The sequence below is a fragment of the Paenibacillus liaoningensis genome (assembly GCF_059609455.1).
This window is the reverse complement of the sequence record NZ_JCAALU010000010.1, coordinates 170862-192524: the sequence shown is the minus strand read 5'-3', so window position 1 is coordinate 192524 and position 21663 is coordinate 170862. Positions and strand designations below refer to the sequence as shown.

16 protein-coding genes are annotated in these 21663 nt (G+C 51.8%); 7 read left to right on the top strand and 9 right to left on the bottom strand.

The genetic code is table 11. The annotated features are described in order from the left end of the window. Window positions 1-136: 136 nt before the first annotated feature. Together AC6B99_RS16710 and AC6B99_RS16705 are read left to right on the top strand one after the other, a co-directional pair. Window positions 137-1354 carry an MFS transporter gene (locus AC6B99_RS16710; RefSeq protein ID WP_494882425.1) on the top strand — a complete coding sequence of 406 codons (1218 nt, stop codon included), beginning with the start codon at window positions 137-139 and terminating at the stop codon, window positions 1352-1354. A 27-nt stretch (window positions 1355-1381) separates the two neighbouring features. Continuing rightward, window positions 1382-2419 (top strand): ROK family protein, encoded by a 1038-nt coding sequence (locus tag AC6B99_RS16705; protein WP_056032226.1) that lies wholly within the window; start codon window positions 1382-1384, stop codon window positions 2417-2419. A 161-nt stretch (window positions 2420-2580) separates the two neighbouring features. Here AC6B99_RS16705 and AC6B99_RS16700 read toward each other — a convergent pair whose 3' ends face one another. The 7 genes from AC6B99_RS16700 to AC6B99_RS16670 form a co-directional block, all read right to left on the bottom strand. Next, complete coding sequence (locus tag AC6B99_RS16700) at window positions 2581-5514, bottom strand: family 78 glycoside hydrolase catalytic domain (RefSeq protein WP_496663798.1); 2934 nt, start codon at window positions 5512-5514, stop codon at window positions 2581-2583. 38 nt (window positions 5515-5552) lie between these two features. Further along, entirely contained in the window at window positions 5553-6380 is an 828-nt protein-coding gene (locus AC6B99_RS16695) for a carbohydrate ABC transporter permease (protein ID WP_056032237.1), read from the bottom strand. After that, a complete protein-coding gene (locus AC6B99_RS16690; protein WP_494863657.1) occupies window positions 6377-7243 on the bottom strand; it encodes an ABC transporter permease subunit in 867 nt (288 codons plus the stop codon). The genes AC6B99_RS16695 and AC6B99_RS16690 overlap by 4 nt, the downstream gene beginning before the upstream one ends. Window positions 7244-7346: 103 nt before the next feature. Continuing rightward, window positions 7347-8696 carry an ABC transporter substrate-binding protein gene (locus tag AC6B99_RS16685; protein ID WP_056032245.1) on the bottom strand — a complete coding sequence of 450 codons (1350 nt, stop codon included), beginning with the start codon at window positions 8694-8696 and terminating at the stop codon, window positions 7347-7349. A 92-nt stretch (window positions 8697-8788) separates the two neighbouring features. Continuing rightward, window positions 8789-10558, bottom strand: a complete 1770-nt coding sequence (locus AC6B99_RS16680) for a cache domain-containing sensor histidine kinase (protein WP_496663797.1) — start codon at window positions 10556-10558, stop codon at window positions 8789-8791. Further along, complete coding sequence (locus tag AC6B99_RS16675) at window positions 10551-12056, bottom strand: response regulator (RefSeq protein WP_496663796.1); 1506 nt, start codon at window positions 12054-12056, stop codon at window positions 10551-10553. The genes AC6B99_RS16680 and AC6B99_RS16675 overlap by 8 nt, the downstream gene beginning before the upstream one ends. 272 nt (window positions 12057-12328) lie before the next feature. Continuing rightward, on the bottom strand, window positions 12329-12646 hold the full coding sequence (locus tag AC6B99_RS16670; RefSeq protein WP_056032253.1) for a thioredoxin family protein: 318 nt from the start codon (window positions 12644-12646) through the stop codon (window positions 12329-12331). Between the two features lie 153 nt (window positions 12647-12799). Here AC6B99_RS16670 and AC6B99_RS16665 point away from each other — a divergent pair, with 153 nt between their 5' ends. Beyond that, window positions 12800-13438 carry a transmembrane-type terpene cyclase gene (locus AC6B99_RS16665; RefSeq protein ID WP_056032256.1) on the top strand — a complete coding sequence of 213 codons (639 nt, stop codon included), beginning with the start codon at window positions 12800-12802 and terminating at the stop codon, window positions 13436-13438. 14 nt (window positions 13439-13452) lie between these two features. On the opposite strand, the gene AC6B99_RS16660 is transcribed toward AC6B99_RS16665, so the two are convergent. Both AC6B99_RS16660 and AC6B99_RS16655 read right to left on the bottom strand, forming a co-directional pair. Continuing rightward, window positions 13453-14475, bottom strand: a complete 1023-nt coding sequence (locus AC6B99_RS16660) for an alpha/beta fold hydrolase (RefSeq protein WP_442952507.1) — start codon at window positions 14473-14475, stop codon at window positions 13453-13455. Between the two features lie 209 nt (window positions 14476-14684). Then, window positions 14685-16052, bottom strand: a complete 1368-nt coding sequence (locus AC6B99_RS16655) for a sensor histidine kinase (protein ID WP_496663795.1) — start codon at window positions 16050-16052, stop codon at window positions 14685-14687. A 230-nt stretch (window positions 16053-16282) separates the two neighbouring features. Here AC6B99_RS16655 and AC6B99_RS16650 point away from each other — a divergent pair, with 230 nt between their 5' ends. The 4 genes from AC6B99_RS16650 to AC6B99_RS16635 all read left to right on the top strand — a co-directional run bounded on the left by AC6B99_RS16650 (window position 16283) and on the right by AC6B99_RS16635 (window position 21656). Continuing rightward, window positions 16283-16585, top strand: a complete 303-nt coding sequence (locus tag AC6B99_RS16650) for an AbrB/MazE/SpoVT family DNA-binding domain-containing protein (RefSeq protein ID WP_235533080.1) — start codon at window positions 16283-16285, stop codon at window positions 16583-16585. A 2-nt stretch (window positions 16586-16587) separates the two neighbouring features. After that, a complete protein-coding gene (locus AC6B99_RS16645) occupies window positions 16588-16923 on the top strand; it encodes a type II toxin-antitoxin system PemK/MazF family toxin (protein WP_056033054.1) in 336 nt (111 codons plus the stop codon). Between the two features lie 477 nt (window positions 16924-17400). After that, on the top strand, window positions 17401-18633 hold the full coding sequence (locus AC6B99_RS16640; RefSeq protein ID WP_056032266.1) for a hypothetical protein: 1233 nt from the start codon (window positions 17401-17403) through the stop codon (window positions 18631-18633). Then, window positions 18630-21656, top strand: coding sequence for a DEAD/DEAH box helicase (locus AC6B99_RS16635; RefSeq protein ID WP_496663794.1), 3027 nt, complete (start codon window positions 18630-18632; stop codon window positions 21654-21656). The genes AC6B99_RS16640 and AC6B99_RS16635 overlap by 4 nt, the downstream gene beginning before the upstream one ends. Window positions 21657-21663 lie beyond the last annotated feature (7 nt).

Below are 21663 nucleotides of genomic sequence, written 5' to 3'. Positions count from 1 at the left end.
TATTATGCAAAACCCATAATCCCATATGATTTTCGCAAAAAGACAGCTTTTTAATACGGCTGCGATACGTTATGATAAGCTTGCTTAGTTATTAAACATCTTTAAAAAGTATGATAGCGAGTAAGGGGAGCTTCTAATGAATGAACAATTAAGCGCAAGACAGATTGAATTATGGCGTAATGCCATCTATGTGATTTTCACTTTATGCGGCTTTGCCACGGCATCCTGGATCTCCCGTACGCCCGCCATTCGCGATACACTCGGCGCTTCGACTGGCCAGATGGGCTGGATTATTTTCGGGCTGTCTGTTGGCTCAATCCTCGGCCTGCTTGGGGCAGGGCATTTTATTGCCAGCAAGGGCGGACGTTTCGTCATGATGAACGGGATGCTCATTGCTGCAGGAGGCCTCGCAATCATTGCTCTTGGCAGCTCCTTTTTCACCTATGCTCCTGTTGTGTTCGTGGGGTTAGCAATCTTCGGATTTGGCTTTGGCATTTGTGATGTGGCAATGAATGTTGAGGGCACCATGCTGGAGCGCGCAATGAAAAAGTCTTTGCTGACCGGCTTTCATGCTGCCTTCAGCTTAGGAACCTTTATCGGCGCTGTCGCGGGCTGGTTAGCAACGAAGTCTCATGTGTCCGTCATCATGCATTTGGGTATTGTTCTTATTTTATTAGTTGTGCTCATCGTCTATTTGTCCCGATTCGTGCCTAAAGGAACAGGACAAGAAAGTAAAACAGACAAGAATGCTCCTACGCTAACGACTAAAGAGCGCCTTGCCATCTGGAAAGAGCCGCGCACCTTACTGCTCGGCATTATTATTTTGGGTATGACCTTCGCCGAAGGCTCAGCCAATGACTGGCTTCCTTTAATTATGGTCGATGGCTATGATACTTCTGCTTCAACAGGTTCGTTCGTCTATGGCATATTTGTAGCAGCAATGACGATCGTTCGGGCAACTGGCGGCATGCTGCTCGATAAATTCGGCCGAGTAGCTGTGCTGCGAGCGTCTGCTGTATCCGCTATTGCCGGCCTGCTCATCGTGATCTTGGGTCACAATTACATCATCGCTTCTATCGGCGTTGTATTGTGGGGCTTTGGCGCAGCCTTCGGCTTCCCTGTCGCTTTGTCCGCCGCTGGCGACAATCCGCATGGTGTAGCTGCACGGGTCGGAGCTGTAGCAACAGCCGGATATTTGGCTTTCCTTGTTGGGCCGCCGCTGCTTGGCATGATTGGCAACTCAATTGGCTTGCGAATGGCCTTAATCGTCGTCCTTGTCGGCATTGTATTCGCAGGGCTGACGTCTCATGCCGCGAGACCTCTTGGCGAGAAGGATCAGGCAAAGACCAAGTAGGTCTCACATTTTATAACCGTCAGGAGGGTGGAAAAAATAAAGCTTCCATTTGTGAATCCTAAATTAATGGGCGAAATGATCCGGCAGCAAATTCGCAGCGCGCTCTATTATGAGCAGGAGTCGACCAAGGTCGAAATCGCTCAAATAACAGGGCTGACCTTCCCGACCGTGAGCAAAGCGATTGAGGAAATGAAGGCGGATGGCGAGGTTTTGCTGTCGGGGCTGCGGGAATCCAGCGGAGGCCGAAGGCCGCAAATTTATATGCTGAATGCAGCGCATATGTCGGGCTTAGCTGTGTATTTGGAAAAGGACTGCACCATTTATACCTTGCTGAATTATGTCGGAGAGGTCCTTCTGCAAGACAGGCTGCCCGGTGTTTTGGATGAAGGGCCGGAAGCGCTGGACCGTCAAATGAAGGTTTATTTGGAGCGATATCCGCTCATTCGCGCATTAACCTTCGGCGTTCCTGCGAGCGTGACGAACGGCCAGGTTTTTCATATTCCCAGCTACGAGAAATTTAACGGCTATGATTTGAAGGCCGCTTACGAGAGCCGCTATCCGCTTCAGGTCCAGATTGAAAATGATATGAACGCCACGGTACTCGGCTATCATGACCAACTGGATAACAACAAAAGTTTATCGCTTGTTTATCTGTATTTCGGCATGAATGGCCCCGGTGCTGGCATTATGGTCAATGGAAAGCTCGTCAGAGGGAACACCTTTTTTGCTGGCGAGGTTTTTTATTTGCCCCTTGGGCAGCAGAACTTTGGCGAGGTCATTCAAGAGCTTACCGATCGTTCCAACGAAAAACGCGATGATGCCAAGCTGATTGATGCCATGAGCCGCTTGGTTGCGATTTTCACGGCAACGCTGAACCCGGATATTTTTATTTTTTGCAGCATCAATCTGTCTGAGCAGGAGCTGGAGGAGGTAAGAAGCCGCAGCGCTATTTATGTGCCAGAGGCTCATTTACCCGCACTTATCATTCGAGATTGGCAGCAGGACTACATTCATGGATTAAAGCAAATGACAATCCGTACGATGCTGGGCACGGGAGTCGAATAACGTTCGTTTCAGGGTTATATGCGGCTTGCCGCAGCCGTTATCGCTATCTGCATAGAAAAAACCGCATGGCAGCAGCCGTGCGGTTTCCTTCTATTTTCACGCCCTATTTACATGCCCTTTTTACACGCCCCATTGTCTGGCTATGCCCTTACTTCCAACACCTACAGCGCTGCAAGCTCCTCAAGCACCTGGTCAATCGTCTCCTTGGAAATACGGAACATGCCATTGTCGCAGATTTGCTGAAGAGAGAACGGCTTAGCAATGTTTGCCTGTGCGCCGCTGAACAGATTTGGCATATGCCGGCTCACAATGGCAATCGCCCGCTCATCCATCCATATTTCACTCATCTTCGTCTTGGCACTGTACTGCGAGCGGAACAGGCCTTCACTCTCATAGGCAAACTGGTACGTACCCGAGCCGGCACGGATGATCAAGCCAGCTGCGGTTTCCTCCGCCGATGCGATGCCCGCTTTATTTTCAAGCGAAGTCCCGCCTTCTGTCGTGCCAGCGAGCGTCGCTCCCCGCAAAATAATATCTGCTGTCGTATTCGCTGGAATGACTACTTGAAGCTCAATACGGCTGCCTTCTACACGCCAGCCCGACTCGATCCGTCCGTATACGGAGTCGTAGGAGGCTTTAGCATAAGTCAGCATGGTCGATCCGAACAACGGCTCGATTCGAATATGCTTGAAGGCAGGCTGCGAAGGGTCCATGTCTAGCCCAGCCACCTTGCGGTACATCCAATCGCCGATCGCCCCATAGGAATAATGGTTGAACGAGTTCATGTCGTCGCTCCAGAACGAGCCGTCCGGCTTAATACTGTCCCAATGCTCCCAAATCGTCGTTGCGCCTTTCGATACCGAATACAGCCAGCCCGGATAGCTCTCTTGCAGCAGCAAGCGAACCGCCGTCGTATGATAGCCGCTGTTCGACAGGGCAAAACATAAGTACGGCGTGCCCACAAAGCCGGTCGTCAGGTGGTAGTCATTTTCGACGATGAGGTTGTTTAGATCCTCCGCTACCCGATCCTTCACACTCTCATCCACCAGGTCGAACATAAGCGCCAAAATATGCGCGGTTTGCGTCGGCGAAGCGATCCGTCCCCTTTTGGTCATAAACTCGTCGCGGAACGCGGAAATTACGCGGGTGTGCAGCTCGTCATAGCGCTCGGCGTCCTCGTCATGGCCGAGCACCTTCGCTGCATCGCGAACAATGCGCGTGGAGTAGGCATAATAGGCTGTTGCAATCAATGCCGTTGGCGTCGCGCCAATATAGCTGTTCTCCTTCGCATCGAGCGCAAGCCAATCCCCGAAATGAAAGCCGCTATTCCACAAATACTCTTCGCTGCCCTGTGCCCGAATGTACTCCACCCATTGCTTCATGCTTTCATACTGCTCGGAGAGCAGCCGCTCATCGCCATAATATTGATAAACCGTCCATGGGCAAATAACCGCAGCGTCTCCCCATGCCGCCGAATTGGCTCCGCCAACAATATCGGGAATAACGAAAGGAATGCCGCCATCCTCATGCTGCTCCGCCTTCAGGTCATGCAGCCATTTTGCAAAAAACGGTGCACCTTGGAAGTTGAACAAGGCCGTGCTAATAAATACTTGCGCGTCGCCCGTCCAGCCCAGCCGCTCATCGCGCTGCGGGCAATCCGTCGGCACGTCGAGGAAGTTGCCGCGCTGTCCCCAGCGTATATTTTGCTGGAGCTTGTTGATTCGCTCGTCTGAGCATTCGAATTCACCAGTTGAAGGCATATCGGAGTGCATAACCTCGCCTTGGAATGCATCTGCCGGCAACGCAGCGCCTGCTTCCTGCCCGGGGAAGCCCTGCACCAGCACATAGCGGAAGCCCATAAAGGTAAAATGGGGCGCATAGCTTTCTATGCCGTCGCCTTTCGCGATATAGGTCAGCGTCTGCTTCGCAGGACGCAGGTTGCCAAAATAAATATTGCCGTCCTTGTCCAGCACCTCCGCATGGCGCAAAACGATTTGCGTTCCTTCCGGCGCCTCGACGGTAAATCTCATGCGTCCAACGATATTTTGCCCTAGATCCAGCACATGATCGCCTGCCGGTGTAATAAACGAGGAGATCGGCTTGATGATTTCGGTGACGTTCGTCGGCCAGTTTTCTTGTGCTACAAGCTGGCTGTATGGCAGATCCAGCACTTGCACACCCGACCATCCGCCAGCTGTCTGCAACGCATCGCTTTGAGCTTCAGCTCCATTCACTCCAGCGGCTTCGCTCCAGCCCTCGATTTCCAAGCGGGCATCATACGTTTCACCGTGATAGATATTCGCGTATTGAATCGCGCCAAGCGCCGCCTGCCACGAGCTGTCCGTCGCTACGACCTCTTCCGTGCCATCCGCATAACGGATATGCAGCTCCAGCAGCGCGGCACGATTGTCGCCGTACATATAATTTTTGTCATCAAAGCCCAGTCCGCCGCGGTACCAGCCGTCGCCCAGCATAAAGCCAATGCCATTTGCGCCTTCTTTCAGCTCCGCCGTCACATCATAGGTCTGATATTGCACACGGGTGTGATAGCTGGTCCAGCCTGGAGCGAGCAAATCATCCGACACCTTGCCGCCGTTCAGGTACAGCTCATACACGCCAAGCGCGGTCGCATACACTCGGGCGGACGAAATGCCCCCCGCTTTCACCTGAAAGGTGTGGCGCAGCAAATAGGCTGGGGCCGCATCTGCAGCAATAGAAGACGTATCCGGTGTAATCCATTTCGCCTGCCAGTCTGCCCCGCCAGCAAGGGCCAGCTCGAAGGTGCCCTCCTCGCTCCAAGGCGACTCTTCTCCTGCCGTATCCCATACTCTAACCCGGAAGCGATAAGCAGTACGGGCTGCAAGCGCAGGACCGCCATATACAATATGAAGCGATTGCTCCTGTTCGATCCGCCCCGTATCCCAAAGGCTTGTCTCAAAGCCGCTTGATGCCTCGGCTACTTGCAGCTGATAAGCGGCCTGGCGGACTCCTCTGCGTTCTGCTGCTTCCAGCATCCAGCTGAATCGCGGCTTTGTGAGGTCTGTGCCAAGCAGAGCACCTCTATATTCACAGCTTGCGGAATGAACATTTAACATGTAGCTATCCCCTTTTTACTGGATTTATGAATGAGACACTAACCTTTAACCGAACCAGCTGTCATGCCCGCTACAATACGCTTGTTAAAAATAATAAACAGCAGCAGCGGCGGAATCGTAATCAGCAATATGTTCGTGAACAGCAGATTGTATTGCGTCACATACTGGCTCTGGAAGTTATAGAGCGTCAGCTGCACCGTGACATTGTCCGAGCCCGGCAGAAAATAAAGCGGGTTCGTGAAATCATTGAAGATGGTAACCGAGGACAATACGACTACCGTTGCCGTTACAGGCTGGAGCAGCGGCAAAATAATACCAAAGAACAGCCGAAGGCCGCCAGCGCCGTCAATAACGGCCGCCTCATCCACTTCACGCGGAATGCCGCTCATGAAGCCTTTATAAAGCAGAACTGCGAATGGAAAGCCCAGCGCGACTTCGATCAATATAAGACCGATCAGTGTTTTGAACAGGCCAATCCCGTCCATGACCCAGATCGTCGGCACGATGGCCGGCGGAATGATAAGCCCGGCAAGAATCAAGAAGTTGAACAGTGGCGACAGCTTTCCTGTTCGGCGCTGCAGCACATAGCCTGCCATCGCGCACAGTACGATCAAAATAGCGATGGAGGCCACCGTCAGCACCGTACTGTTGATGAAGGCGCGAATCAGCATAAAATCGCGGGCCACAACGACGGTTTTAATATTTTCCCAATATTGGCTATTGGAGGCCCATGACATCGTGAGCAGCGAAGACTCTTTCGCGTCCTTGCCCGAATTGACCAGTATGAAGTAGAACGGAATCCAGAACACGACAATCGTAAACAAGACGGCACCAATCTCAAAGCCCCATTGTCTGATCTTTCTCACAGGTCTACCTCCTTGCGGTTCAAATACGTATAGAGCGGGAAGGCAAGCGCTGTCACAACGAGGAACAAAATCACATTGCCCGCAGTAGCGAGGCCATAGAAGCCGCCTTGATATTGCTTGTAAATGATCGACGCAATCAAGTCGGTCGTGAAGCCCGGGCCGCCCTTGGTCATCGCCCATACCAGATCGAAGGAGCGCAGACCGCCGATGAAGGCCAAAATAATAACGGAGTTCGTAGCTGGACGGCTCAGCGGCACAATAATGTTCCAGAACTTATGCCAGTTGTTGCCGCCGTCGATTTGCAAGGCTTCATAATATTCCGCGGGGATCGACAAAATCCCGGCAATGTAAATGACAGTCGCGAAGCCTAAGCCTTTCCACACATCGACCATGGCGACCGACAGCAGCGCGATTCTCGTATCGCCGAGCCAATCCGGACCTTCAATGCCGATGGCGGCAAGCGCTGTATTAATGACGCCTTGCGTCGGGTGCATCATCATGCTGAAGGCAATACCGACAGCAATCGTGCTCACCAAGGTAGGGAAAAATATGACAGACCGCAAGTAGCTTTTGGTCCGAATTTTCGAGGTTAGCAATACGCCTAGCAGCAGTCCCAGTGCAACCTTGAGCGTACAGGTAACGACCGCATAGATCAGTGTATTTTTAAAACCAATGCTTAAGGACTGCTCCTGAAAAAATGTAATAAAATTTTCAAACCCGATAAACTCCCAATCCGACAGCGTCCATCTCGTCATACTGAAGAAGAAGGACATAATCGTCGGCAGGATGAAAATAATAAAATAAATAATGGCTGCTGGCAGCAGGAACCAATAGGAGTAGGTTCGTTTAAATATATTGTTCATCGTTATCACTCCTACACAGTCAAGCGTATATTTTGAAGTAAAGCGGCCCTGCAAGCAGGGCCGAGCTTATCTATCTATTTTTTACTACTACTTAAGTTGAAAATTACCAGCCCGCCAGTCCAAGCTGTTTCGCTTGCTTCTCCACATCTTTATCGTAAGCAGCCGCGCCTTCCGCTGCCTTCTTAATGCCTGCGCCAACCTCGACGGTAATTTGCTCCAGGCTTGGTCCTTTAACTGGGGAAACGAACTCCAGCGCTGGCGCCGTTTTGCCCGATTCGAAATACGGCAGCATGTCTTTCACCAGCGTAGGCACATCGTCCGGAATCGTCGCATCCTTGATCAGATACGGGCCGGTTGGCTTCGAGACAGCTGCCGCAACCTGTGTCCCTTCTACAGAAGCGATGAAGGCCACAAACTGCTTGGCTGCCTCTACATTTTTAGTTTCCTTGTAAATATAACTCGCCCCTGGCATCCAGATGCTCAAACCGTTTTTCGAGGCATCGTCGCCAGGCTGGGCGAAAAAGCCGATATTTTCGATTTCATCCGGGAAGTTCTGCACAAGCGATGGTGATGCGAACGATAGCATTGGATAATGCGCGCCCTTGCCATCGGCAAGCATTTTGAGGCCTGCATCATAGGTTGTCGCCAGCATATCCTTGTTCATAAAGCCTTTATCATACAGCTCCTGCAGCTTCTCGAAGCCTCTCAACGCTGCAGGCGTGCCTGCGAAAGTTGCCTTATGAGCGGTAAAATCTTCCGCAAATGACGGTACCTGTGCCTGTACATTGTAATAATCGGCCAGCACAACGAGCTGCGAGGTCCACGAGTCCTTGTAGGAGCCTATAACCGGGGAAATGCCTGCCGCTTTAATTTTCTCGTTATTGGCAATCAGCTCATCCCAAGTAATAGGCACCTTCAGTCCAAGGTCAGCATAAATTTTCTTATTATAGAACCAGCCTCCAGCAATCGTGGAAGATGTCGGCACGCCATACACTTTTCCATTGAAGGAAACCGTCTGCTTGAAGGAGTCCACGACGCCCGACTGGAATGCTTCATTCGTCAGGTCCAGCATGTTTTTCTCTGGAGACAATGCCTGCATCAAGGAGCCCGAGTTATAAAAGAATACATCCGTCATATCGCCTGTCGCCAGACGAGTCTTTACAATATTGTCGCCTTCGCCGCCGCCCGGCCTTGTTTCCATCTCAACTGTAATGTTCGGATATTTCTTCTGGAAAGCGTCGACATAAGCATTCGCCAAATTGACCGAATCCTGCGTATTATCAACCAGCAGCGAGAGCGTTACCTTCTTCTCTGTATTGCCGCCTGTGCCGCCCGCCGCCGTATCCGTACCGGTATTGCCGCCCGAATTGCTTCCGCCGCATGCCGCTAGCGTTCCGGTAAGCACAAGTGCGGTTGCTGTCATTGCGAGCGATTTAAGCTTCATGTTCTTCATGTTTCGTTCCCCCTCGTTCGTTGTCGCTGATGCTGTATAAGTAGCTTTCTATACCCTTATTGTAGAGAGGAAACGGCCTTTATGAAAGCGCTTCATTTTTCAGGTGAGTGTCGGTTTTTTTTAGGTAGATTCGATGGGTTGAAGCGCAGGGTCACACGGGTGCCCTCTCCTTCTCGGCTCCAGACGGTCAGCGAGCTGCCTTCCCCATAAGACAGCGACAGCCGTTCCTTAACGTTGCGCATGCCGTAGCCCTGCTCTGTCTGGGCCATATCCGCCATCCCCACCCCGTCATCCTCGACCGTGAAAATCAAATACGGCCCGTCAGTTCCACCCGTCAAACGGATCGTTCCTTTTCCGACCTTCGGCTCCAAACCATGGTAAATGGCGTTTTCGACCAGCGGCTGCAGCAGCAGCTTCATGATCTCCAGCCCCTTGATCGTCTCCTCCACCTCCTCGATATAGTGGAAGCGGTTGTTGAACCGAATGTTTTGGATGTTCAAATAATGCTCGATATGCTTCAATTCGTTGTATACGAGAATCGTCTCCTTGCCCTTGTTCAAGCTGAGCTTGAAGCTTTCGGAGAGAGATACCGCCATTTGGGCGACCTCTTTATTATTTTGCAAAATCGCCATCCAATAGATCGAATCCAGCGTGTTATACAAAAAATGCGGCTTAATTTGCGATTGCAGCGCCCTAAGCTCCGCCTCCCGCTCCTTCAGCTCCGAGTTGATGAGCCGCGCATTCAGCTCCTCATTTTCGCGGGCAATGCGCTTGAACGTTTCACCGATGACACCGACCTCATCCTGGGCAAATTCCGCCGGAAAATCGCGCTTGCCAAGCGTCCAGTCGTTCATCATTTTTTTCAGCCGCAGCAGCGGCCTTGTGATGGTTCCCGATATAAAAAAGGATAGAATCAGCGCTGTCACCGCGAAAGCCGCGGCAATAAGCGTCGTCGCCAGGCCAATGTATTGGGTATGCTTTAGCAGCTCCTTCGATTCGACGAGATGGACCAGCGTCCAGCTTGTCGTCTGATTATAATAAGGATTGACCAGAAAGCCTTCATCCTTCAAGTGGCCCAGCGTTTCCGAGATGGTCCCGCCAGCAAGCGGAACAGTATCATTATGGCTGTATACTGCTTTTGTCGAGCCAGTCCCCTCGCTGAGCACCATGAAGGAGCCGTTCTCCTTGCTGCCCCCGAACACTTTATCAAAAATCGTCTTGGATACATTGATGACGAGAATGCCGATCGGCTGGCCGCCCGGGTCCTCCGCATCGCGAAACAGCTTCACGGTAGAAAAGGACTTATTCGTATCGTCAAAAATATCTGACGGATAATACACAACCTTTCCCTTGCTCTCATACGCCGCCTTGTACCAGTCCGAGCTTGTAATCTTGGCTATTTTATCGCTTCCTTCATACACGCCCGCATCATCGGAGCGGCCAAAGCAGTAGGTGTGAAGCAACAGATCAAGCAGACAGACCGAGGTTACGTAACGCGTATCAGCAAAGCTGCTGCTGATTAAGCCTTTGAGCCGCGAGGAGGTTGTGCTGTTCACCGTATCGGGCTGGCTGCCCGGATTTTCTCCGCTGCTGCGCAGGCTCTGCCGAATGGCATCGTTGACAACAATAGATAGATGAAAATTGTTAATATTCCGAAATAATAGGTCGGCCACCTCGCTGGACGTACGCAAATGGTCCAAATTCGTTTTTTCATTCATATCCGTCAGCGTGTCCTTCGTAATATTGAAGGAAATGTAGCCGAGCAGCATAATCGAAGGCACGATGAGCAGAATCATTGCCGCCAAAAACCGGCTTCGGATTTTTTTGAACCGCAGCCATTCTACTAGCCGTTTTTTAGGCATGGCCATCTTCCTTACGCTCGATCGAGTGGGCTTCCCGGTAATGCTTAGGCGTCATGCCTATGAGCTTTTTGAACGTTTCCGTAAAATGCCTGTAGTTGAGATAACCGACCTTCTCGCTGACTTCCCCGACGAGCATCCCTTCTCGCAGCATCACCTTTGCACGCTCCATCCGTTCGTGAGTCAAATGCTTAATATAGGAGATGCCCATCTCTTCTTTGAAAAGCAGGCTGAAATACGTCGCATTCAGGCCAACATGCTCCGCCAGCTCCTGCAAGGAAATGTCCTGCCCAAAGCGAGCCTCCATATAGGCAAGCGCCTTCTCGACCGCCGCATGCTTCGCGGAGCGCCTAGCTTCGGTAACGGCCGTCAGCATCGCCTCCACCTTGCCCCGGAGCCAGCGGAACATTTCCTCGCGCGTATGCATGACGCCAAGCTCCTGATGCGCGACCTTGCCGAGAGAGCGAATGTCCCGCCCCGTCTCCTTCAGCACCTCAAGGCCCACATAAACGAGCTGCAAAATTTCGCGCTCCGCCTGCTCCGGGTCCAGCTTCTGCTCCCCAACCGACACCTCGAATTCGTCCAACGCAGCCAGCAGCCCCTTCTTGTCCCCCGTGCGCAAGGAGAAAATGACCGACTCCTCATGCTTCGTCAAATGGCCTGCCAACTCATCGCTGCCTTCCATTTCCTCAATGCGGATCAAGCCGCTTTCCTCCAAAAACCGGCCGTAGCGCAGCGCCCGCAGCGCTTCCTTGCAGCTTTTTGGCGCTTCTGCTAGCGTTGCATAGGTTCCTCCTGCTGCGAACAGCTCACAGTCTCCGCCCTGCAGCATAAGCTGCTCCCACAGCTCGTCTGCGGGCAGCTTGAAATGAAGCACCGCCGACAGCCGGTCTGCCCCATTCGTCACCTCAACGATTTGATAAGCGGCACTTTCTGGCAGCTCTACACATTCCGAGGAAAAAGCGAGCACCGTAATGCCCGCAATCGCTTCCCACTCCGGGCCATAGCTTTCCTTCCATTTGCCTAGCGCACTATCGCCCGCTAACAGCAAGTTCAGCGTCGCTTTCTCCAGCAGCTCCTGCTTCGACGCCTCCCATTTGGATTTCATGGAGCTGAATGCTTGCTGCTTCTCAATTCGCTCGATTGCTTTGCGCATCACTTCATCTATTTTCTCTACCGTAACCGGCTTCTCCAAATAATCAACAACGCCAAGCCCAATCGCCCGCATCACATATTCAAATTCATTAAAGCCGCTGAACACAATAAACATCGTATCCCCTGCTTCGCCTGCCACCGTCTCAATGAGCCTCAGTCCGTCCATGCCCGGCATCCGAATATCCGTCAGCACAATGTCCGGCCGCTGTTCGCGAAACATCTCTAGTGCCGATAAGCCGTCTCCCGCCGTTCCTACCAGCTCGACGCCATAACGCTGCCAGTCGATCATTTGGCTCAGCCCTTGGCGGACAATATATTCGTCATCAAATACAACCGCTTTCAGCATTTTCCCCATCCTCCCTGCAAAGCACCTTCTAAATAATTCTAGTATACCCGCCTTATTCTCCTTCATCGTAATGGAGAGCTGGATTTTTTCCTACCGTTGTTTATTTCAGGTCGATGTCTGCTTTTTTCAGGTAAAAAACAAGATGAAACGGCTGTCGCCGTCCTTTGGCGGCGCAGCGCGTATCATTACGAGAAAATCATATCCTTTCCTATATTCAAAAAACGGCACATCGGAGCATGCTCCGATGTGCCATTTTTATAAAGTATATATAGCTACTCATCCTCTTTCAGCAGCTTGTAAAGATAATCGACAGAGCGCATCGCGTATTCGAACCGCTGGGGCTCGCCGTCCTTCACCAGCACTAGGCAGGGAACGCTCGTAATTTTCCAAGCCTCGCGCAGCTTGGGCGCGTAATTGATGTTAATTTTATACATCGTCGTCGGCACTTCCGCTGCCTGAACGATGTCCAGCATCCGCTCGGCTACCTTGCACGTTCCGCAGAAAGGGCTGGAGAACAGCAGCGCATCCTTCCCATTGCCGATTCGCGCCAGACGCAGCCACTCATCCTCTTCAATTTCATAAATTGCCATACGCTCTTCCTTCTTTCCTTGCTCTGGCTGTATATGTGCCCAGCGGCACCCGGCCAGCTTCGTTGTCTTCTATTTTAACATAAGACATAGACGAGCAGCCGCCAACATACGTTTTTATAACAACCGTTTTTGGAAAGGATGCGATAAGGCTTGATGGACCTGCTGCTGCTGCTCGGAATGGCGTTTTTTTGGACAATCACCTATCTGCTTATTATTTATCAAGGCTTCAAGGATCGGACGTGCGGCATGCCTTTGGCTGCGCTCTGTGCCAACCTGACGTGGGAGCTGCTGTTTGGCTTTTTCATGCCCTTCAACCCGCTTCAGCAAATCATTACAATCGTCTGGTTCGCGCTCGACATCATCATTTTGCTGCAATTTTTGTATTACACCCGCAATGACTATTCACCGAAAAAAATTGCCGTCATCGTAGGCTCTCTGCTCGCTACCGCCTTCTTGCTGCATTATGGCGTCTCGGTCGAATTCCATGACCCGGAGGGCAAATATACCGCCTTTGGCATCAATTTGATGATGTCCATATTGTTTATTCAAATGCTGTTCCAGAAGGACTTGCTAGGGCAGTCCCGTTTTATTGCCTGGGCGAAAATGCTCGGCACCCTATGCGCCTCCGTGCTCAGCTACAAGCTCTACCCGGATTCCCTGCTGCTGATGTTCATGTATGTCCTTATTTTCCTTTTTGATGTTGGCTATATTTTACTCGTGCAAAGCCGTTCGGTGAAAATCGTGCAGCGCCCCGGCGCAAAACAGGACAATTCGCAGCAGATTGTAACATAAGACGCAAAAATCGTCTATTTGTCTTGTTTTATTTGATCCATAAACATCCTGAGGTTTTCAACGATTTCTGCCGAATGAGTACGATATAAATAGTGGTCTGCTTCAAATAACACTATTTTCCCATGAACAGAATCCTTGATTTGCTTCTCATGCTCGGGTATCCATCTATCCGTTACTGGATGATTGGCTTGGATAAAGAAAATAACGGGAAGAGCTTTTGGGAAGGTTAATTGTTCTGCTGCTTCAAAATTAGCATACATACTTCCGGCTTCATTTAATTGACTGGAATTATAAATGTTTTTGCGAATCATGATTTTCAGTTGCTCTTTGGTTTGATCATCATATGGCAATTCAGCATAAGGGTCATCGCCTAATTTCAATTGCAATCTGGCGAAACCTGATTCTCTGAGCAGGCTAAGCGTCTTTAATATGGAAGATCCTATCTTCTGCTCTTTGAGCGTTGGGACACTGCTGTCGAGTCCGACAAATGCGCTCACTTCGCTTGGATATTTGTTCACATAATCTAAGCTGTATAATCCTGAAATGGAGTGGCCCATTAAAATGTAACGGTCAATATGGAGACTTTGCAGCGCTTCATGAATTTCACTTACTATATTTTCTGTGCTTCGTTCCTTGTCGGTCAGATCGCTTAATCCATAACCAAATGGCTCAACTACGACGACTTTGTAATACGGTGACAGTTGTTCGATTAGCGGCTTAAAATCAAGTGCTGGCGCTGCTGTGCCATAACCTGGCAGGAGCACGATCGTTTCTTCTCCTTGTCCATGGGTCGATACATTCATATATTTCCCATCTACAGCTACCGACTGGCCATAAGGCAATAATTTCGCTTGCTCTGATTTGCTGCTGAACAAATTCACGAAAAAAACGACGGCTATAAAAACGACGATTGCTATTCCTATGGCCGCTATTACTTTAAGCAACCTGCGAAGCCATTTTTTCAACCTGCTGGCTGGCTTTTTATTTGTTGTTGTATCCAGCTCCATCTTGTTTACCTCTCGTATTTCCACTTGCATCTTCTCCTATCGTCATCTCTCTACTGGGCGCCCTTAAGGGCCGATAGGGAAAGCTTACACGATGAAAATGTACTCTATATGCCGGCAGGATGAACGGAATATGAACACGCAAAAAAACCTGCGTCATCATAGGCAGGAGGCTTGTACCTGATGACGCAGGCATGGGGAGAAGCGAGGGGACCGCTATGAGATAATGATGGATAAGCCTCTTATTCAGCCAGCATTGTGACGGGCAAGGTGATGATGAAGGTCGTTCCCAGACCCGGTTCGCTTTCCACTCGAATATCGCCTTGATGAAGCGAAATAATCTGCTTAACGATGGCCAGACCCATACCGCTGCCTTCATATTTTCGGCTGTGAGAGCGATCTGCCTTAAAGAAACGCTCGAATATACGCTTCTGGTCCTCTAGTGAAATACCAATGCCCTCGTCTGATATTCGGACGGTCAAATGTTTGATGTCTTGCTCGATGCTGACTGTAATCATGCCGCCATCGTTGGAAAATTTGATGCTATTGCCAATGATATTGATCCATACCTGATTTAGCTGATCATGATCAGCCGTTAGCATAGCTGGCTTCAAATTAAGCTCAAAATGGATGTTTCGCGCCGACCATTGCGGCTGAATCCCGACGATGACTCGCCTAATCTGTTCATCAAGTCTGAGCGTTACGAGTTGCAGCTGTTGTGACTGTGATTCGAGCAGGCTTAGCTTGAGCAGACTATCGCTCATCTTGGACATCCGCTTGGCTTCATTAATAATAATATCGAGATAACGGCTGCGCTCATTAGCTTCGATGCCTTCTTGCTTGAGCGCTATCGCATAGCCGGATATCGAGGTGAGCGGCGATTGAACCTCGTGCGACACATTTGTTACGAATTCCCTGCGCATCTGCTCCAGCTGCTGCAGATCATGCATCATTTCTTCGAAGCTGCGAGCCAAAGTGCCTAATTCACCCGTTTGCTTAATATTCAGCTTGACGTTGAAGTCTCCCGCCGCTATCCGCCTGGTCGCTTTTGTCAGCTTGTTAATCGGGCTTATGATGAAGATCGAGGCAATTAGAACAAACAAGCTTCCTGTAATTAACGAATAGGCTGCAATCGTCAATCCCCATTTTATGACAAATGAGGTGGACGGCGGGGAGAGCGTCTCCACAAACATCGCTTTCGTCCCCATATCTGTGTTCAACGGAAATCCAATGTAGGCAACCGTAACACCTTCCTTATTGCCTTGAACCGTTTCTCCAGCTAATACCTTTTTTACTTGCTCCGTTATTATAGCAGCAGGCTTATGTCCGCCCAGCGCTCCAAAAGACTGGAATCGATCCGTTGCTTCATAAATTCGAATATGATAGGAATTGAGCTGCTTCATTTTACTAACTAACGCGTCCGCTTCACGCGACGGAATGGTCTCGTAGATCGAGGCGATGTCATGTCCAAAATTACGCAAAAGAATTTGCGAGTTTTCGTTCAATTGATCTTCAAATAGCCAAGTGGCTGCTAAAAAAGCAATGATCGTGCTCCCGATCACGGAGACTAGGAATATTAGGACTACGCGTGTATATAATGATTTGATCATTGTTGCACCTCAAGTCGATAGCCAAGCCTACGAACCGTTTCGAGTTGAAAAATAATAAGCATCCAATCCCTCTTTCCCTGTTTCGTATCCTATTCAGTAGTAATCATTATACTATTATAGCAAGGAGATATAATAATGGGATTTAGGTGCCTTTCCTTCGGTCATCGAGTATCCGATTGTCGGAAGATGTATATCCTAAGTATATACATGATAAAAGGGGTGAAGTATACTTGAAAGACCAGAAGAGAGAGGATATGAGCCCAATGACGACTGTAACGCTTAGTAAATGGGGAAACAGCAGTGCTGTCCGGATTCCGAATCAGCTTCTTAAACGTCTGAATTTGGAGGAGGGCGCTGAAATCGAATTGGTCATTACTCCTGAAAATGAATTGCTGCTGCGTCCTATGAAACAACAGCAAGAAACGAATGAAGAGCTGCGCACTCATTTAAAGCAACTCCTTGCTAAAATCCAGCCCGCTTCCCCACGGCATGAGGAATTCGATGTTGGCATTGAAGGAGACGAGCTCATTTGACGATACCTATCCCCCAGCGCGGCGATTTAATATGGCTGGATTTTGATCCCCAAGCTGGTCATGAGCAGGCTGGGAGAATACCAGCTCTTGTGTTGTCCGAGGCTGATTTTAACGAACTAACCGGCTTTGCAGTTGTGTGTCCCATTACGAGCCAAATTAAAGAATATCCGTTTGAAGTCGCGTTGCCTGGCGGTCTTGCCTTCTCTGGAGTTGTCCTGACCAATCAAATGAAAAGTCTCGACGTGCAGAAACGGAAAATTAAAATTATGGGCAGCGTCCCTGTAGATTCTCCTTTCATGAAAGCTGTGCTGCGCAACACGCGCTCTATACTGGCCTAATTAAGCAATCGCCGCGCCCTTAACCATTAGGAGCGCGGCGATTTCGTATGAATGAGCGATTTGCCAACTCTATTTTTATTCGCGTATAGTTAGGATGAGAAACACGGTGGGCGAACAAGAGCAGCATACTAAAGCGCTCGGTCAGCTCAGCACGAATATTCTCCATTTAAAAGGACTGACATTCCGCTATTTCAGCGATTTTCATGTTTTCGACTGCTGCGCGGACAGGGAAGCCGTTATGCCACACCCTATCGCTTCAAATAGGAGGAATAGGGGCGATTAGCGGCTTCTGTGTCCGCCAGCACGGCCAAAAACCATTTTTGCAGAGAATAACGGCTGCTGTGTCCGCCAAAGTCTCTATATATCCAAATACATAATCATAATTGCCTATACCTCGCACTTTTTGATGAATGGAAGCTGAATGAAGCTAGCCCACAAGCCCAGCCTTCAAGAAAATGTCTCAGGAGATTGATTCGAATGATGCCTATAGATAAACAGAACGAGCGAAAAAAAAATGCCGCACTCCAGCAGCTACCCGAGCAGCCGATTTCGCAGTGGCGAAAATGGCTGCTGCAATGCTTGGAGCCGCTGGCCGCACAAACGAGAAACAGCGACTATGCTGGCCGCGCAGCTGAGCTTATTAAGCAATCGCGGCCCGCTTTTTCCCCTGCGATGAAATGCCTGTTCGAGCTGCACAGCTTCCTGTTTATTATGGAGCAGCTGCATACGGGCACGTTCGTCGGCTACCACACGCGAGTCGCGATGGAGGATGTGCAGGGCAGCATCAACAAGCTGTTCGAGCTGTCGCCGGATCTCGCTGATGCCGAGCCGGCGTTTTGGGACCGCCTGGCGGAAACGCTGGCGGATTTGCGTGGAAGACTGCTCGCGGAGGAGCGGTATGCGGATTATTTTTCACCTGTGTATTATGCGCTTTGGAGAAAATGGCTCTATCCCCGCCTGCCCGGCAGCCCGCTGCTTGCGGAGGAGCTTGAACACCTGGAGGCGCTAAAGCCCCAGCAGAAAATCGCCCAGACGCGCTATCAATGGATGTTCGCCAAATGCTGGCTGAGCTTTCTGCTAGGGCGCGACGAGGAGGCGCAAGCGCTGCTGACCGCGCTGGGCCGCAAATCCAAGCTGCGCATTCATGATTATTATGCCTTGCTGGATGAGCTGGAGCAGCGCAAGGAGTGGAATCGGCTGCTCTACTGGCTGAAGCAAACCGCGAGCCTGCTGGCGGATCATCATGGCGTGCATTTGAACGCTTTTTTCGCCTATTGGGATGCGGTGCTGGCGGAAATGCCTCAGGAGGAGGAAGCGATGTGGGAGCAATTGCTGCTCCTGCTGCCCGCCTCGCGCTCCATCTATGCAGACAAGCTTCATCATTATGAAAAATGGCAGGAGTGGATCGATTACCAGCTAAGCGAAGGCATCGACCCCCTGTATTATCGCGTCGCCATGTTCGCTCCGATCGAGAAGCACGCGCCTGAGCTGCTGCTTCCCTTCTATCACCAAGCCGCCGAGCGTTATGTGCTGCTGAAAAACAGGGACGGCTACAAATCGGCAGTCAAGCTGCTGAAACGATTAGCGAAGCTGTATAAAAAACGCAAGGACGAGGCGGGCTGGGAAACGTTCATCACCGCCTTCGCTGGGCGCTACAGCCGCTTGCGGGCTTTGCAGGAAGAGCTGCGAAAGGGGAAATTGCTGTCATGAGCATGGAGCTGACGAAGAGCCCATCATGGACGACGATAACGGTACATTTGGCTTTAACCGATTTTGGCGATGCGCTGCTGTATGCGGTGGATGACCGCCAGGATCTGCTTTCCGGCGTTCGCCTCAAGCAAAGCCTATTCGCTTGGCATGCGGCCACCACCTATGGGACCGAGCTTGAAATCCGGCAAATGGAGCAGGTGGAGCTGGTTGTGCTTCCCGCGGAGCATGTGCTCCCCTTCTTTGCCGAGCAGCGCCTGCTGGCGCATATTCATTGGGAATGGGACGAGCAGTCGGCTGCGCTCATCCGGCTTGCGCCTTTGCTGCACGAGCACACGGAGGCCAAGCGCTACTTGCCGAGCCACTCCGCATGGCGAGCCGGACAGCTGCAATGGGTGTGGGACAGCCCCGCTTCGGCGGAGCTGGCAAGCGAGCTTGCGCTTGCTGAGGAGAAAGTGAAGGACGGCTGCTTGTCGAATGGCTTTCTCGGCATGCTGGAAGCCGCCTTCTCGGCGGCGGTGTTCCAGCGCTATTACAACAGTGAAGCAGCATCCGCCGATTTGCGCGCGGAATATCCGCTGCTGTTCGTGAAGGAGAAGGCGATCTTCGCTGGCCTTGATGCGTCCGGCTGGCTGATGGCCGTCGGCTGGAAGGCAGACCATGCGCCGTTCCGCCCTATGCTGCAGCTGCTTGAGCCGGGCGAGGAAACCGATGAGGCGTGGCAGCTGCGGCTCGTGCTGCAGGACAAGCTGGACCCATCGGTGCTGCGGCCTGTGAGGCTGTCGCAGCATGGCGATGTCGCCGGCGAAGTTCCGGCGGCTTGGGTTCATGCTGTGCGCGAGCGATCCTCCGGATGGCTGGATCATCTGCGCGCCAGTCTGCCTGACGAGCATTTGGCAGGCGAGAAATACGATGTGCTGAGAGTGCCGCTCAGCAGCGACTCCGTCTGGCGCTTCCTGACGGTGGGCAGCAACCGCCTGCTCGAAGCAGGCTGGCAGGTGCTGCTCCCCGCCTGGTGGGAAAGCGCCCGCCGCAAAAAGCCTAAACTGCGCGCCAAGGTCAAGGAAGAGGAAAATCCGGCGAAAGGCCGCTCCTTCTTCGGGCTGGACGCCATTATTGAATTCGATTGGCGCGTTTCCGTCGGCGATCTTACGCTCACGGAGGCGGAGTTTTCGGAGCTGCTCGCCCGTCAGGAGCGGCTGCTGCAATTCCGTGGGCAGTGGGTGACGCTCGATCCCGGCCTGCTGGAGCAAATCAGCAAGATGATGAAGGGCATGAACAGCGCCCAAGGACTCTCCTTCCAGGATGTGCTTCAGCTCCATCTGCTTTCGCGGAAAGACTACTTCGCCCGCAAGGATGAAGCAGCAGAAGACTCGGCGGATGAAGCTGAGGATGAAAATGAGCAGCTGCGGCTGGAAGTCGAGCTGAACAGCTATATGCAGGAGATGATGGACCAGCTCGTGCAGCAAAAAGAGGCGCCAGCGCTTCCCGTTCCTGCGGGCTTGCAGGCGACGCTGCGCGCTTATCAGCAGGAAGGCTACTCCTGGCTGGCTTTTATGCGCCAGCTGGGGCTTGGCGCTTGTCTTGCCGACGACATGGGCCTCGGCAAGACGGTGCAGCTCATCGCCTACCTGATGCAGATGAAGGAGACGGGAGGCACGGGCCGCGCCGCCGCTCTCATCATTTGCCCGACCTCGGTGCTCGGCAACTGGCAGAAGGAAATTAGCCGCTTCGCGCCATCACTGAACGTCATGCTGCATTACAGCAGCAAGCGGCTGACGGGCGACGCTTTCTACGAAGCCGCCAGTAAAGCGGATGTTATTCTCACTTCTTTCGCGACCTCCATGCTCGATCAGGAGCTGCTGCAAGGGCGCACATGGGAAGCGATTTGCCTCGACGAGGCGCAAAATATTAAAAATGCGCAAACGAAGCAGGCCGCTGCCATCCGCAGCTTGCCCGCCAAGCATCGCATTGCGCTGACCGGAACGCCGATTGAAAACCGGCTGAGCGAGCTGTGGTCGATCTATGATTTTATGAATCCCGGCTTTCTTGGCAGTGCGCAGGGCTTTCAGAAGCGCTTCGCAACGCCAATTGAGCAGGAGCAGGACCCGGAGCGCGTTATCGATTTGCAGCGGCTGGTCAAGCCGTTCATGCTGCGCCGCAAAAAGAAAGACCCGGCGATTCAGCTCGACCTGCCGGATAAGAACGAGATGAAAACGTACGTTCATCTCACCGCCGAGCAAGGCGCGCTTTATACGCAAACCGTCAATGAGCTGATGGCTAAGGTGCAGCGGGTAGAGGGCAACAAGCGCCGCGGCGCGATTTTGTCCGTGCTGACGCAGCTCAAGCAAATTTGCAACCATCCGGCTCTACTGGAGGATGGGATGCCGCTTGAGGTGATGGAAGCGGAAATTGCCAGCGGCACGACCGGCGCTGAGGCCGCAATGGAGTCGCTGATTAGCCGATCGTCCAAGCTGGAGCGGCTGATGGCGATGGTGAAGGAGCTGCGAGCCGAAGGCGAGCGCTGCCTTATTTTCACGCAATATATCGGTATGGGTCAGCTGCTGCAGGGCGTACTGGAGCGGGAGCTTCAGGAGCGTGTGCTTTATTTGAACGGCAGCACGACGAAGCTCACTCGCGACCGGATGATTGAACGGTTCCAGTCCAGCACGCTCCCGGCGTCTGAGCAGCCGAACGTCTTTATTTTGTCGATTAAAGCAGGCGGCGTCGGCCTGAATTTGACCGCAGCCAATCATGTATTCCATTTCGACCGCTGGTGGAATCCCGCCGTGGAAAATCAGGCGACCGACCGCGCCTACCGCATGGGGCAAACCCGCGACGTGCAGGTGCACAAGTTCATTGCGCTCGGCACGCTGGAGGAACGGATCGACGAAATGCTGGAATCCAAGCAGAAGCTGAGCGAAAATGTCATTTCCAGCAGCTCCGAGACGTGGATTACCGAGCTCGATAACGCGGCGCTCCAGCAGCTCGTCACGCTGAAGCAGGACTGGGCCGGTGAAGCTTAGGCGGCTT

Bases quoted from the DNA above. Each gene is read 5' to 3' on its own strand.
- AC6B99_RS16710 (WP_494882425.1), top strand. From the start codon at position 137: ATGAATGAACAATTAAGCGCAAGACAGATTGAATTATGGCGTAATGCC.
- AC6B99_RS16700 (WP_496663798.1), bottom strand. From the start codon at position 5,514: ATGTTAAATGTTCATTCCGCAAGCTGTGAATATAGAGGTGCTCTGCTT.
- AC6B99_RS16690 (WP_494863657.1), bottom strand. From the start codon at position 7,243: ATGAACAATATATTTAAACGAACCTACTCCTATTGGTTCCTGCTGCCA.
- AC6B99_RS16685 (WP_056032245.1), bottom strand. From the start codon at position 8,696: ATGAAGAACATGAAGCTTAAATCGCTCGCAATGACAGCAACCGCACTT.
- AC6B99_RS16680 (WP_496663797.1), bottom strand. From the start codon at position 10,558: ATGCCTAAAAAACGGCTAGTAGAATGGCTGCGGTTCAAAAAAATCCGA.
- AC6B99_RS16675 (WP_496663796.1), bottom strand. From the start codon at position 12,056: ATGCTGAAAGCGGTTGTATTTGATGACGAATATATTGTCCGCCAAGGG.
- AC6B99_RS16670 (WP_056032253.1), bottom strand. From the start codon at position 12,646: ATGGCAATTTATGAAATTGAAGAGGATGAGTGGCTGCGTCTGGCGCGA.
- AC6B99_RS16665 (WP_056032256.1), top strand. From the start codon at position 12,800: ATGGACCTGCTGCTGCTGCTCGGAATGGCGTTTTTTTGGACAATCACC.
- AC6B99_RS16660 (WP_442952507.1), bottom strand. From the start codon at position 14,475: ATGCAAGTGGAAATACGAGAGGTAAACAAGATGGAGCTGGATACAACA.
- AC6B99_RS16655 (WP_496663795.1), bottom strand. From the start codon at position 16,052: ATGATCAAATCATTATATACACGCGTAGTCCTAATATTCCTAGTCTCC.
- AC6B99_RS16640 (WP_056032266.1), top strand. From the start codon at position 17,401: ATGATGCCTATAGATAAACAGAACGAGCGAAAAAAAAATGCCGCACTC.
- AC6B99_RS16635 (WP_496663794.1), top strand. From the start codon at position 18,630: ATGAGCATGGAGCTGACGAAGAGCCCATCATGGACGACGATAACGGTA.